The sequence below is a fragment of the Spirosoma sp. genome (assembly GCF_026391055.1).
Taxonomy (GTDB): Bacteria; Bacteroidota; Bacteroidia; order Cytophagales; family Spirosomataceae; genus Spirosoma.
Window position 1 is genome coordinate 16,594 of sequence record NZ_JAPLET010000028.1, and the last position, 13,935, is coordinate 30,528.

Here is a 13,935-nt window from a genome sequence, read left to right on the forward strand (position 1 = left end):
ACTCATGTACTTACTCCACCCACTTCACTACTTACTGATTCCCATCTTCACGGCCTCATAGGCGTTCAGCAGCCCACCCGAACGGCTTAAGGTTTTAAAGGGAACGATCGGCCCGATCCGGCCGGGTTTGCGTACCTGAATGTCGGGTTTATAGCTGCTCTTCATCAGGATTTCCTTAACCTGGACCGCCGTCAGTTTAGGAAAGTAAGAGCGAATCAAGGCTGCTACACCCGCAGTCATGGGCGCCGACATGCTGGTGCCCGAGAAACTGGCGTACTCATTGTTGGGCAGCGTCGACAGAATTTCGGTGCCAGGAGCAAACAGATCGACCGTCTGAATACCGTAGTTTGACGACCGGCTCGGAAGTCCGTCCGTTAAACGCCAGGTACTATTGCCAACAACCAGAACGTTCTGCGCCACCTTCCCGTTTTCGTACCGGGCCGATGGGTAGGCGGGGAGCGAGTCGTAATTTTCGCCGTTGTTTCCGGCCGCGTGCACGATCAGCACATCATGTTCTTCGGCAAACCGGATGGCAGCGTCGACCTGTTCCTTAAACGGCGACAGTCGCTTGCCAAAACTCATGTTAATCACCTTTGCGCCGTTCTCAACCGCATACCGAATCCCATTGGCTACATCTTTATCCCGCTCGTCGCCATTGGCAGGGACAACTGAAACGGGCATGATTAGGACGTTATCGGCTACACCATCAATGCCTTTTCCGTTGCCGCGTCTGGCCGCAATGATGCCCGCCACATGGCTTCCGTGAACCGCCAACTGCTGCGATCTTCCGATAATCATTCGCGGACTTCCGTAATAGCGTTCGGTGGGATTTGCCGGGTTATCACCGATAGCAGCGCGAGGGTTATAATCCGGATTGAACGCAATCAGAGCTTCGCTACCCATAATTTGCCGGAAGCGCGCCCAATTCGTTCGAACCAGATTCAGGTAGTTTCCGAACGAACCGTATTGGGACGAATACCCATCGGCCAGAACGGATTTTATAGCCAGCGCGGCAGAATCCGTACCAATGTCGGCCTGACGGATCGTGGCGGGAGTAAGTTGTGAGTCGGGCAGCTTTTCCCGGATTTGGCTGGCTACCTGCCAGAATTTGACGGTATCGGCAAAAGCTATGCGTTTGGGCTGACTGGCCTGATACCGCTTCAAGAACTGTTTTTTTGCGGATTGGTAAGTGTCGTACTGCCGCTTCCCGGCCGGGTTAAGTTTGGCGGGATTCGCTTTGTCGTATTTTGCCTTTAGCAGGATATACGTCTGGGTGATTTCGGGCTGGTCATATTCCGACGTTGTCCCATCTTTAGCGCCCATGAAATTCCAGCCGCTCACATCATCGGTGTACCCATTTTTATCATCATCGGTCTGGTTATCCGGAATCTCTTTCGGGTTTTTCCAGATCACATCGCGCAGGTCTTCGTGAGTTATATCAACGCCCGAATCCAGAACGCCCACGATCACCGGTACTGATGGCCTGCCTTTCAGGAGCTCATAGGCCCGGTAGAGGCTAATTCCGGCAATGGAATCCTGAGCGGGGTCTAGGTAGGGCCAGTTGCGGGACGGCTGAGCCAGATTGAGACGCTCCCGCGTGAATGGGGCTTTCGACTCAAATGCATGCTGCCGTTCGAGGCAGTCATCGCGAAGGGACAGAAGTTTCAGGCTTTCGCCATTGTTCGTATAGAGCAGTCGGTAAAGGCCCGTTCCGCTCGTTCCGCAGGGGCTTTCTCCCGAAACTTTCTGCAAAGCCAGCGTGTCGCCCACCTGCTCATAGCGCATAGTTTCCAACGGGGTTGTTTCATGCTGGGGCGTAATCAAAAGTGTATCATGACGAAAAGTCAACACGACCTGAACATCGGCCGGGGCTAGTACCACACCAGTCCAGCGGGTGTTCCGAATGGGTAACTGCCCCTGGGCAGTGGTAAGACTGCCCGCCAGAAAAAAGCTGAGCAACAGGCGGGAAAGGGTAGAAGTCATTAGTGGTGTTGTGACGTTCATTTAAACGTAAGGCTTTATCGAAAACGGAACGGTATCTGGTCCTTGGTTGAGGAAAGATACGCGGATATCAATTAAACGAAAAGGTCCTCCAATTCATTGGAGGACCTTCTGCACTATACTAATACGGAACTCTCTACGCCACGATCCGAACACGAACCGGCTCGGGAACAATTTGTGTGCCGTCGTCCAGCGTTACCAGAAACAGAAACTGAATCTCCGTGTAGTTTGGTAATGCAACTGGTGTTGTCGCAACCGAAGGATACTTTGTTTTAAAAGCGGCCAGTGTTGTGGTAAATACCGCCGTCGTACCACTACCGGCAATAGGTGCCGTATTGAACGCGGTTGCTGCCGTAGCGGCATTCAGCGTAGCTACATTGATACCGGTAGCACCACCAACAACTTTGGTGATCTCCTTAATTGTACGACCACTCGAAGCAGGAATCGACAGCGTGAACTGGATAGGCGCACCTGCTGCCAGCGATGTGAGAATAAACGGGTTAAAGCCGTAGGTTGTTGTGCCGGGAAACGTGACGGGCACCGCCGGGCGGTTATCCCGAACCAGATCGCTGTAGATCAGGTCGTCTTTGCAGGAGAAGCTGCCGCCAGCCAGCAGAACCAGCAACAGGATATTTATGAATGTATTTTTCATCACTATACGTGTCTAAAGGCCTGAATGATTAATCGACATCCCACCAAACAGGAATGTTTGATTGGGGAGACGGGTTTGGGAAGTTCGGATTTCGCTGAACCTCGTTACTGATGTATACCGCCCGTACCGGCAGGGTACCATTGATACCAGCCGCGTTCTGCGAAAGTTGCAGCGTTGGGTAGCCCGTCCGGCGATAGTCGTTCCATAACTCTAAACCATTGCCCGTGAAGGCGATGTATTTCTGGGTGATGATCTGCGCAATTTTTTGCTCTGTGGTGCCCGTCAGTTTAGCTACGGCTGGGTTGGCGTCCAGGTAAGCTGTAATCTGAGCCGGAGTCAGGCCGGCCAGTGTCATCGAAGCGGTGATTCCTTCGGTGTACAGCGCCTGCGGATCGCCGGGGGTTCCCAGGCGAAGAGCAGCTTCGGCCAGAATGAACGCCCGCTGGAAGTTGGTAACCATACGAACGGGGCCTTCTCCCGAATTGCCCGTAACGTATTTGTTGTACCGCGACCAGTTGGCGGTTGGCGTTGGCAGCGTACCCCGGAAACCATTATCGATCGTCACGTAGTTAGGGCCTGGTTTCGTGAAGAAAATAGGCAGACGTGGATCGTTCAGGCTGGTGAGCAGGTTCAAATACCGAGTACTCAGCATCATGTCGTTCTGAAACGAACTCACAAACATGTAGGTATAACGGGGGTCCTGACTGCCCACGCTGGAGCCAAAGTTGAAGTTCATGTCGTTGGCATTGCTCGTAATGTAATTCGCTCCCGTCAACACTTCGTTGATCACGCTGGCTGCCAGAGCGGGTTCCTTACGGCTGATGGTCATCGCAAATTTCAGCAGCAGGGTGTTGCCAGCCTGCTTCCATTTGGTCAGATTGCCGCCATAGATAATATCATCGCCAGCGGGCTTGAGGGTCGATGTAGCATCGAGGTCCTTGATACCTTCCCGTACCAGGTCGAACAGGCTTTGAATACCCAGCGTTGCATTGCCTTTGTAGATATCCTCCTGCTTGTCAACACGGGGTGTAGTGAACGCTTCGCCCTGTAACGCCTGCGAATACGGAACATCACCCCATACATCGGTAGCAATGCTGAAGGTGTAGGCTTTCATGATCTTGGCAATCCCCGAATAAACTTTCGAGTTGGTGGCATCGCCCAGTTCGATCAGCTTCTGGTAGTTGATCAGTGGCCCGTTGTAAAGCTCGCCATTCCACTGGTTACCGAAGTCGGCACTATTGGTCTGGTAAATATCGTACGTAGCCGGACTGTTGGCCGCGCCCGCCAACTGCTGGACCAGCACCGACGAGAAACGATTCAGCTCATTGGCATTGACAAACGCACTACCGCCCTCGGCCCCGGCCAGCAATACGGCTGGCGTAACCGACGTAGGGTTGTTAGGGCTTACGTTGACATCTAGGTAACTGCTGCAAGCTCCCATTCCCAGAAAGAACGGGACGAGCAAATAGCTTTTTGGAAGTATGAATTTCATGAGTAATTCGAATGAATAGAGTGATTAGAACGTGAGCCGAATGTTACCGCCGAAGTTCCGTGTGTTTGGCGGCCCGTTCAGATCAAGGCCCTGAATATTACCCGCTCCCTGCGTGTTGACCTCTGGATCGGCTGGGAAGTTGGGCGCATAGAAAAACAGGTTCCGACCGCTCACCCCCACCGAAATAGCACCAAATGGTGTTTTGTTCAGTAAGGTTTTTGGCAGTGTGTAATTCAGAGCCACCTCGCGCAGACGATAGACCGTTGCATCGTAAACGGCGGCTTCCGAAGCCAGGCCACCCACCGCACTCCAGTAAGTTTGTGCCGGTAGCTGGATGTTGTTTGGCCGGAAGCTGCCATCCGCATTCTGAATCACGCCGGGCAGAATACGCGGCTGATCGCGGTCAACACCCGTTACGTACATTGAGCCATTCTGACGTGCATCAACGGCGTTGAACGAGAAAATCTGGCCACCCTGACGCGTATCTACCAGTACCGACAACGCCACTCCTTTATACGAGAACGTGTTGGTCAGGCCGGCAATGTAGTTAGGTTGCGGATTCGATATAACCGAGTTGGCGATACCTGGCGCGAACTGCCCGCTGGTTCCATTGACAACATACTGGCCCGCAAACTGACCCGTCGCATCGTAGTACAAACCGTTGGGGTCGATGCTTTGAGCCCGGGCGTTGGCCGTACTGACAATTACGCCGTAGGGAGACCCTTCGTAGATAGACGGAGCGATACCAATGAAGGAGTTACCCGATATAGTGGATGACTTAACCCCGGGCGCAATGGAAACGACCTTATTCCGGATCAGGGTGTAGTTCAGAGTAGCATCCCATTTAAAACCACCAACCCGAATTGGTGTTGCACTGAGGATCAATTCAACCCCCCGGTTCTGCAATTCACCAACATTGGTTGTCCTGGTGTCGAAGCCCGATGAGTTTGAAACGGCTACGTTGAAAATCTGCTGGGTACTTTTTGAGTCGAAATACGTAGCGTCGATGCTCAGGCGATTTTTGAAGAAGCCAAGGTTAACACCAAATTCGTACGATGTGACAAACTCAGGCTTGAGGTTGTTATTCCCAATCCGGGTGTCAATGCTAAAGCCGGGTGTGTTATTTGGTGCCAGTGGGTAAACGATGTTGGCAACGTTGTTACCGTAGCTCGACTTATTATAAACGGTGCTCAATTGATACGGGTCGGCATCGCGGCCAACTTTAGCAATGCTGGCCCGCACTTTCGCGTAAGAAAGCACGTCGGAGTTGATCTTGAAGGCGTCTGTCGGCACGAAGCTAACCGAGGCACCCGGATAGAAATAGGTATTGTTCGCTTTCGGCAGGGTAGACGACTGGTCGGCACGTCCGGATAATTCCAGGAAGAGGTAGTTGTTGTAATTCAACGACAACTGTCCATAATATCCAACCAGACGACGCAGGGTCGAGCTTTCGAACGTACCCGTGAACACCGTGCCGCTGTTGATGTTATAAAAACCGGGCAGCGTGAGCGAGGTAGCATCGGCCGCCGACTCCTGGGTTTTCCGCTGGTTGATGTTATTGCCTAACAGCAGATTGGCGTTCAGCCCTTCCATAAACAGGTTATCCTTGCGGGCTGTGATTAACAAGTCGCCGTTCAGCTCATTCCGAAAGAAGTTATCCTGCTGAACCTGACCTGCCGGAGCACGACCCGAGCTAATGGGCAGAATCAACTTACGACGGTCGGTGTAAGTGTCGCCCGTTACCCGGTAAGCGACGTTTAACCAGCTGGCTACGTCGTAGCTCAGTTGGAAGTTACCGAAGAAACGGTCAACCTGGCTATCAAGACGTTCGTTGTTAACGCTCCATTGTGGGTTGTTTGTTGACGGGGTAAAATAGATACTTTTTCCATCAGCGCCCTGGTAGGGCTCGTTTGCCAGATCATAACTCCGTGGAATACGGGTGATCTGCCCAAACGCACTGGCGCCGTTACCACCTGGCACCGCACGCGATACCGTTTGTACGTACGTACCCGTACCGCTCACTTTCAGGCCGTTTTTCAGTTTCGACTCACCACCTAACTGCACATTTGTCCGGTTGAATTTCGTGTTCTGAACGATACCATTCTGGAGGGTATTACCAATAGCAATAATGTAGTTGCGTGTGGCATCGCCCGAGGCAATGTTAACTGAGTTTTGCAGAATACTGCCCTGACGGTAGAAGTCCCGTACATTATTCGGATACGCCTGATAGGGCACAACCTGGTTCTGGGTATTTGTAACCGATGTTGGTCCACCTACGAACGGAGGCCCCCAGGAGTTATTGGACGTTGGTGTGAACAGGTTGTTGGCACCCTGGCCGTAGTCGTTCTGGAACTTCGGAATGCCGTATACATTCTGTACGTTGTACGACGAATTGACCGTTACTTCCGTTTTGTTGTTCTGGTTGCGACCTGATTTCGTCGTAATAACGATAGCGCCGGCCGAAGCCCGGGAGCCGTACAGAACGGCAGCTGCGGGTCCTTTCAGTACGTTCACCGATTCAATACTCTCCGGGTTGATATCGGCCAGACGGTTAGAAGGCTGCGTACCAAAAAGGGTGTTCTGCGTCAGGTTAACGTCGTTGCTGAAGATAATTCCATCGACCACGATCAAGGGCTGGTTGCTGCCATTAAACGATGTAATACCCCGAATGTTGATGTTTGTTGATGCGCCTGGTGTGCCACTGGAACCCGTGATATTAACGCCCGCTACTTTACCCTGTAAGGCATTAAGCAGATTCGGTTCTGAGCGTTGTGCCAGAATGTTACCGCCTATTTCCTGCGTAGCGTAGCCAAGTGAACGCTTATCGCGCTCGATACCCTGAGCGGTCACAACGATTTCATCTAGGCTTTGCGAACCTGCTACCAGCGTAACGTTGATCGTTGTTTTGTTGCCAACGGCAACCTCCTGTCCAGTATAACCAATAAAGCTAAATACGAGTCGCGCATTGGCTGGTACGCTGATCCGATAGTTTCCGTCGGCGTCTGTAATAGCACCACGGGTTGTTCCTTTTACCTGCACGCTCACACCGGGTAGGGTGGAGCCGTCGTCTGATGAAGTGACGCGGCCACTAACTGCAATATCCTGCGCCAGTACGGGCAAACAGAATAGCAGAGAAAGTAACCAGCTTCCCAATAAAATTTTCTGCATAAGAAAGAATAAGTTAAAACATACGGACAATCCTAAAAATAGGGATACAAAGTTAACCTATAGAATTTGAACTTTTAATACTATAGCAAAAGGTTTTTTGTAATATTCTAATGACATGAATAGTCTATTAATTAGTAGAGTAAAAAAACGTGCCTTTACTTAGGCAGAACCCCAATTCTTACATTAAAGTAGTTAAACAGGCTACGTCCATTCAGGTTGGACGGAAAGGAGAAGCGTCAATTTTAGTCTTCAAGAAAAAATATACCCAGTATACAATTCCTAAATAAACGGCATTTAGTGTAGTATATAAATAGCTGATATAAAATGACTTATGTTCTTTCTATATAAATGTTTTAGGCAATTATATGTATTAGAATGAGGTTTTCATTCTGGTGGTTAATACTTAAAAATAGGGTAAATCTTGTTATGCTTATCCGTAAAGATATCTTATTATAAAGAGATAAATTACCCAATATTATTTTATAAAAGTTGTTATAGTTAGTGTATTATGCTGTGATTATTGATTGATTAGTATAGTGTTTATAATTAACGAAAATTGAATAATTTCAGGAAGTACTTAATGGTCTGTATGGGTACAGATAGTCAGGCAAGACATTTATCCCATCCATGTGTACATGTAAAAAGAGTTAACCCAATTACAATAAAAAAGCATCGGCTATTACAGCCGATGCTTTTAAACAGGTAAACCTATTGTTAGGCCCGAACGCGGACCCGATACTCCATGGGTACTACCGTTGTGTCATCATCCAGCGTAACAAGGAAGAAAAACTGCATATCGCTGTAGGTTACAATACCACCAGTTGTCGTACTGGGCATAGCCGTCAGTTTTCGAAACGCCAGGTAGTTTGCAATGGTTGTTGTGAACGTAGCCGTTTTGCCGCTCACCGAAATTTTGGATGCCAATGTATTTGCAGCTGTTTTAAACGTATTCTGGTTTAAGCTGGCGTTGATCGTAGAGGCACCCACCTGGGTTATTTCTTTGAATGACCGGGGGCTGGCGTCGGGAAGCGTCATAGTAATGGTAATAGCACCACCACCGGAAATAGAGGTTTCGCCAATTGGGATACGCTCGAAATACTTGAAATTGGTAAACGTAATGGCGTTGTCAGTGGCCTGGGCATCGCGAATTGAAACGATATCATCTTTCGTACAGGCTGCTGTAGCAAACAGCAGCAGAAAGCTGGCTATATAACTTAGTTTTTTCATGATTTTCTGTCGTAAAATGAGTTAATCAACATCCCACCATAACCGTTCATCCATTCGTGGGCCGGGATTTGGCACATTTGGATTACGTTGTTGCTCGTTTGAGGTATAAGGCAGACGTACTGGTATAACGCCCGGATTGTCGCCCTGTGCGTTCAGCGGTAAGGCCAGCCGCGGGTAGCCCGTCCGACGGAAGTCATTCCAGGATTCGATGCCCATACCAATGTTGGCAATCCACTTCTGGGTCAGAATCTGCCGCAGTCGATTCTGGGTATCGCCGGATAGCGTTACGATTTGTGGATTTTTGGCGAAATAGTCATTGACATCCGTTACGGCAACCCCGGCTTTCAGCATAGAGGCCCGGATACCTTCCTGATACAAGGCTTGTGCATCACCGGCCACGCCCAGCGAAACGACGGCTTCGGCGAGTAAAAAGGCCCGGTTAAAGTTGGTGATAATCCGGGTTGGTGCTTCACCACCGGTACCAATCAGGTATACGCCGTAGCGCGACCGGTTAGCTACAACACTGGGCGCGGCCGTTGTTGCACCGTTGTTGAACCCTACGTAACGGCTGGTATTGGTGGCCAGCGTAAAGAAACGGCTGATGCGCGGATCATTGTAAGCCGTTAGCGTATCAAGAAACCGCTGACTAGCCATCAAATCACCCGTCCGGTTAACATAGTTGAACGAAAAAAGAGCGTTCTGCTTGCCGTTATCCGTACCAAATCCAACCTGGAAATCAAGGGAGTTGTCGTTGATCAGACCCGCTGGTGAGGCCAGAATATCCGTAATAATCTGTTTGGCTTGAGCGGGTGCTTTACGGCTCATCTGAATAGCCAGTCGAAGCATAAGCGTATTGCCAAGCCGTTTCCATCGGGATAAGTTACCCTGATAGGCTACATCGTCGGCACCTGGCAAAACCCCCGTGTTGGGTTTGTCCAGATCGGCCATACCTTCTTTAACCAGATCAAACAGGCTCTGTATTTTCTTCTCCGAATTACCGAGGTAAATATCCTGCTGGGCATCTACCCGGGGCGTCAGGACATTCAGGCCCTGTAGGGCCTCCGAGTAAGGTACATCGCCCCACACGTCGGTAGCAATACTGAAACCGTAAGCTTTCAGAATCTTGGCAATACCGGCATAGGCGGGAGTGGTTTGCTGGGTTTGTTCAATAAGTCGCTGGGCGTTAGTGAGCATACCCGCATAAATCTCGCCGTTCCACTGGTTATCGGAAGCACCGCGCAGGTTAAACACATCGTAGGCGGCAACCTGATTGGCTACCCCGGCCATGTGTTGCGTGAGTACCTCGTTGATGCGGTTAAGGTCGTTGGTAGAGGTGAAGGCCGCATCGTATTCAACCGTCGTGAGCAGTACAGAAGCCGGTACTACCGTTGGGTTGTTCGGGGTTGTATTAATATCGAAGAAGCTTTCGCTACAGCTTGCCATTACCGATAGCAGCGACATGGCAATGAGCGCTTTATAAGTTGTTTTCATGAAGTGAGAGTGATTAGAAAGTAAATCTCAGATTTACGCCGTAGTTGCGGGTATTGGGTGCGCTCTGTAATTCCAGACCACGGATGTTGCCTGCTCCCTGGGTGTTTACTTCAGGGTCGATGGGCGAACCGGGGGCGAAATACCACAGGTTACGGCCAACGGCAGAGATGGATATGCCACCAAAGGGCGTTTTGCTGATCAGCGATGCGGGCAGGTCGTAGCTCAGTGTCGCTTCGCGCAGACTATATCGGGTTGCACTGAACACGTTCAGGTCGCTCTGCAAGCCAAATGCACGCCAGTAACTTTGTGCATCCACCTGGATGTTGTTCGGTGTGTACGATTTGGAGCCGTCGGCGTTGCTGATCTCAAATACCCCCGGTATAACACGAGGGGCCTGCCGGTTAACGCCCGTTACATCCAGCGTACCATTTGATTTATACGAACCCGACGAGAACTCTACCAATTGCCCGCCCTGCTGGGTATCGAACAGGAAGCCCAACGCAAGACCTTTGTATTTGAAGGTATTCTGAATGCTGCCTATCCAGAGTGGGTTTGGGTTGGAAATATTCTGGTTAGACACTTCCGGATTCCATAAGCCCGTATTGGGGTTTATGATCCACTGGCCGTCGGGGTTAGTCGGTTTTTTGTTACCCAGAATGACACCATAAGGCTGCCCTTTCACGATGGATGGAATTGAACCGGTGAAGGCGCTTCCCGGAATGGAGAAACTTTCCACCCCCGGAGCGATGTCGACAACTTCGTTTACGTTACGGGTGTAGTTGACGGTTACATCCCAGCGGAAGTCTTTAACCCGGATTGGGGTTACCGTCAATAAGGCTTCAATCCCTTTGTTGGTCATTTTACCCACGTTTGTGGTCCGTGTTGTGTAGCCCGTCGATGCGGCCATACCCACGTTTACGATCATGTCTGTACTGACTGAATTGTAGTAGGTGAGGTCAAGGCTAAAGCGGTTATCGAACAGCCCAATATTCAGGCCACCTTCGTAGGAGGTTGTGAACTCAGGTTTCAGGTTGTCGCCGGGACCAATCCGGTTGCTGATCGAGAAGGCGTTCTGTCCGTTGATGGGGAAGGCAATGTTCGATACGTTGTTTCCCCGGCTCGTGGTCACGTAAACCGACTGCAGCTGATAGGGGTCGGCATCTTTACCCACCGTAGCAGCACTACCCCGTACTTTGAGGTAGGAAAGCGTCGATGATTTGATCGGGAAGATATCCGAAAGAATTACGTTTGCCGATACGGCCGGATAGAAATAGGTATTGTTGCTGAGCGGTAAGGTCGACGATTTGTCGAAGCGGCCAGTCAGTTCCAGGAAGGCATAATTCCGGAACGAGAAACTGGCCTGTCCGTAGTAGCCGGCCAGTCGACGCAGGGTGTTGCTCTCTCCGGTGTTGTTTGAGAAGACCGTGGCATTGCTCAAGTTATAAAAGTTAGGTAACGTCAGACTTTGTCCGTTGGCCGTTACGTTCTGTGATTTCCGCTGGTTCACGTTAAAGCCCAACCGGCCTTCGATGTTAAGGCCCGGCAGAATGTCATTTTTCTGGCCGGTCAAAATCAGGTCGCTGTTCAGCTCCTGCCAGTAATAAATATCTTCGCCTACACCACCCACCAGCAGGCGGGCCGCACTGGGCGCGAAGATTTGCTTCCGGCGGTCGGTATATGTGTCGATACCGGCCCGGTAAAACAGATTGATACCTTTAACCAGGTCAACGCCGATGTTGATATTACCGATCAGGCGGTCGACATTACTGGTTGTTCGGTTGTTTTCCAGACCCCAGATTGGGTTTTCGTTAGAGCCGGGTGTACCCGCAAATACACTACGGCCATTAACATCCTGAAAAGGAAGGTTTGGCAGATCATAGCTGCGTGGTACGGATACCAACTGCCCAAAGGCACTACCACCGTTACCCGTCAGCGAGTTGCTCTGGCCCGTATTGCTATAATTGACCGATGCGCCAACGTGAAATTTATTCGACAATACGGTGTTACCACCAAAACTTACGTTGGTCCGGTTGAATTTCGAGTTTCGAACAATACCTTCTTGAGCGGTATTGGCTACCGAGAAATTATAATTGCTGGAGCCGCTCGCGCCACCAATATTGACGGAGTTCGACAGGATTCGGCCCTGGTTGAAGAAGTTCTTGATGTTGTCTGGGTAAGCCCGGTAATTCGCATAGGCTTTGTAAGCCGGTAAAGCGCCACCCGGAAACAGTGCGGTCGAATCCAGCTGCGTGGGGTTTGCGGAATTTCGGGTAAAAAAGCCATTTTCCAGTGTGGCCGGAGAGCCGTAGGCAGGTCCCCAAGAGGCTACACTATTGCTCTGGAAAATATTATTCAACCCCTGACCGTAACCGTTCTGAAAGTTCGGAAGGCCATATACGTTTTGAAATGTTATGCCCGAATTAACCGTGATCTCGGTTTTCTTCTTGGCATTTTTGCCGGACTTCGTCGTAATTACGATGACGCCCGAAGCCGCACGTGAACCATATAGGGCAGCCGCAGCAGGCCCTTTGAGTACGTTCAGCGACTCGATGTTCTCCGGGGCAATATCGAGGGCCCGGTTTGAGGACTGCGGACCGCCAAGCGTGCCGTTTGGGCCAAGGTTGGTGCGGTCCACGCTGTTACTGATGGGGATACCATCGACTACAAAAAGTGGCTGGTTATTTCCGGTAAATGACTGAATACCACGAATGTTGATATTCGTTGAGGCACCGGCTTCGCCACTGGCTCCCGTAATCTGAACCCCCGATACTTTACCCTGTAAGGCATTTAACACGTTAGGTTCGCCCCGTTGTGAAATGCGGTCGCCATTTAGCTGCTGGGTGGCGTAGGATAAGGACCGGGTGTCCCGTTCAATACCCAATGCTGTAACAACTACTTCACCCAGATTGGTGGCATCGGCCTGTAAAACCACATTGAGGGTAGTGCGGTTGCCAACCGGCAACTCCTGACTTTTGTAGCCGATGTAACTGAATACCAATCGACCATTTGCCGGTATGGTTACCCGATAAGTACCCTGGGCATCTGTTGTCCCTCCCCGGCTAAGACCCTTTATCTGTACACTCACTCCTGGAAGTGCGGAGCCATCATCTGATGAAGTGACACGGCCGCTCACTGTCACGTCCTGAGCCAATACAGGCAAATAGGATAATAACAAGAGTAGCCAACTTCCTGATAGAAGTTTTCTCATGATAGTTTAGTAGATGAATTAGTGATAAATAAAACTTTACTAGCTCTTAAAAGGAATTATTTATGGCTAAAGTTCAATAAAAATCACTTTTATACACATAAGTATTAGTTTATATGTACTTACAGTTAATATTGTCTGATTTTAATATTATACTCTATTTATATTATTACGTATATAGTCTAAATAGGAAATTATTTTGGCAAGAGGATAGGCTTCTAGCTAAGAAGGACTGTGTCATAGCCGTAGTGTTCACAGGATTATCCCGGCTCTGTATATATGGCTTACATTACCCACACAGAAAAAAATGTGTAACAAATAAGCCAGCTACCTTCGGGCTAAGTTGTCTGCGACTATTAGAGGAAAAAAGCCTTCCCACGAGTTCAGGAAAGCAGCGACCCTCAAATAGCGATTGACCCTTAGCCGTGAAATTCTATTCTTCTCAAGGGTTGGGCCTTGCAAATCCGCATTCGGGTTCTTTCAGGCAACTATCACTAATAAAAGGGTTCTGTCAATGATAAACCCTGCCAGTTTTCGTCATTGTTTGCGAACAGGTAAGCTATTTAGAAAAGTATACTCTATTTTTAATGAAAATTTGAGGACGATTAAATGATTGTAAAAGTGCGTTAATCCAGTAGATCATGCGGGATTAACGCGAGATTGCCTATTATCTTGTCAGAGAAAACCTAAATTGACTAA

At 49.8% G+C, this 13,935-nt stretch carries 7 protein-coding genes; all 7 read right to left on the reverse strand.

What is annotated here, in order from left to right:
* Window positions 1-27: 27 nt before the first annotated feature.
* The 7 genes from NT073_RS27720 to NT073_RS27750 all read right to left on the reverse strand — a co-directional run bounded on the left by NT073_RS27720 (window position 28) and on the right by NT073_RS27750 (window position 13,239).
* Complete coding sequence (locus NT073_RS27720; RefSeq protein ID WP_297380412.1) at window positions 28-1,983, reverse strand: S8 family peptidase; 1,956 nt, start codon at window positions 1,981-1,983, stop codon at window positions 28-30.
* Window positions 1,984-2,137: 154 nt separating this feature from the next.
* The gene (locus NT073_RS27725) at window positions 2,138-2,653 is read right to left on the reverse strand and encodes a hypothetical protein (RefSeq protein ID WP_297380414.1); all 516 of its coding nucleotides are present in this window, start codon (window positions 2,651-2,653) and stop codon (window positions 2,138-2,140) included.
* A gap of 28 nt (window positions 2,654-2,681) precedes the next feature.
* Window positions 2,682-4,145, reverse strand: a complete 1,464-nt coding sequence (locus NT073_RS27730) for a SusD/RagB family nutrient-binding outer membrane lipoprotein (RefSeq protein ID WP_297380417.1) — start codon at window positions 4,143-4,145, stop codon at window positions 2,682-2,684.
* Between the two features lie 24 nt (window positions 4,146-4,169).
* Window positions 4,170-7,313, reverse strand: coding sequence for a SusC/RagA family TonB-linked outer membrane protein (locus NT073_RS27735; RefSeq protein ID WP_297380420.1), 3,144 nt, complete (start codon window positions 7,311-7,313; stop codon window positions 4,170-4,172).
* 714 nt (window positions 7,314-8,027) lie between these two features.
* The gene (locus NT073_RS27740) at window positions 8,028-8,540 is read right to left on the reverse strand and encodes a hypothetical protein (RefSeq protein ID WP_297380423.1); all 513 of its coding nucleotides are present in this window, start codon (window positions 8,538-8,540) and stop codon (window positions 8,028-8,030) included.
* A 21-nt stretch (window positions 8,541-8,561) separates the two neighbouring features.
* A complete protein-coding gene (locus NT073_RS27745; protein ID WP_297380426.1) occupies window positions 8,562-10,031 on the reverse strand; it encodes a SusD/RagB family nutrient-binding outer membrane lipoprotein in 1,470 nt (489 codons plus the stop codon).
* A gap of 13 nt (window positions 10,032-10,044) precedes the next feature.
* Window positions 10,045-13,239 (reverse strand): SusC/RagA family TonB-linked outer membrane protein, encoded by a 3,195-nt coding sequence (locus tag NT073_RS27750; protein ID WP_297380429.1) that lies wholly within the window; start codon window positions 13,237-13,239, stop codon window positions 10,045-10,047.
* Window positions 13,240-13,935 lie beyond the last annotated feature (696 nt).

What these genes read in the sequence shown, in the direction of transcription:
- NT073_RS27720 (WP_297380412.1), bottom strand. Translation starts at nt 1,983, where the DNA reads ATGACTTCTACCCTTTCCCGCCTGTTGCTCAGCTTTTTTCTGGCGGGC.
- NT073_RS27725 (WP_297380414.1), bottom strand. Translation starts at nt 2,653, where the DNA reads ATGAAAAATACATTCATAAATATCCTGTTGCTGGTTCTGCTGGCTGGC.
- NT073_RS27730 (WP_297380417.1), bottom strand. Translation starts at nt 4,145, where the DNA reads ATGAAATTCATACTTCCAAAAAGCTATTTGCTCGTCCCGTTCTTTCTG.
- NT073_RS27735 (WP_297380420.1), bottom strand. Translation starts at nt 7,313, where the DNA reads ATGCAGAAAATTTTATTGGGAAGCTGGTTACTTTCTCTGCTATTCTGT.
- NT073_RS27740 (WP_297380423.1), bottom strand. Translation starts at nt 8,540, where the DNA reads ATGAAAAAACTAAGTTATATAGCCAGCTTTCTGCTGCTGTTTGCTACA.
- NT073_RS27745 (WP_297380426.1), bottom strand. Translation starts at nt 10,031, where the DNA reads ATGAAAACAACTTATAAAGCGCTCATTGCCATGTCGCTGCTATCGGTA.
- NT073_RS27750 (WP_297380429.1), bottom strand. Translation starts at nt 13,239, where the DNA reads ATGAGAAAACTTCTATCAGGAAGTTGGCTACTCTTGTTATTATCCTAT.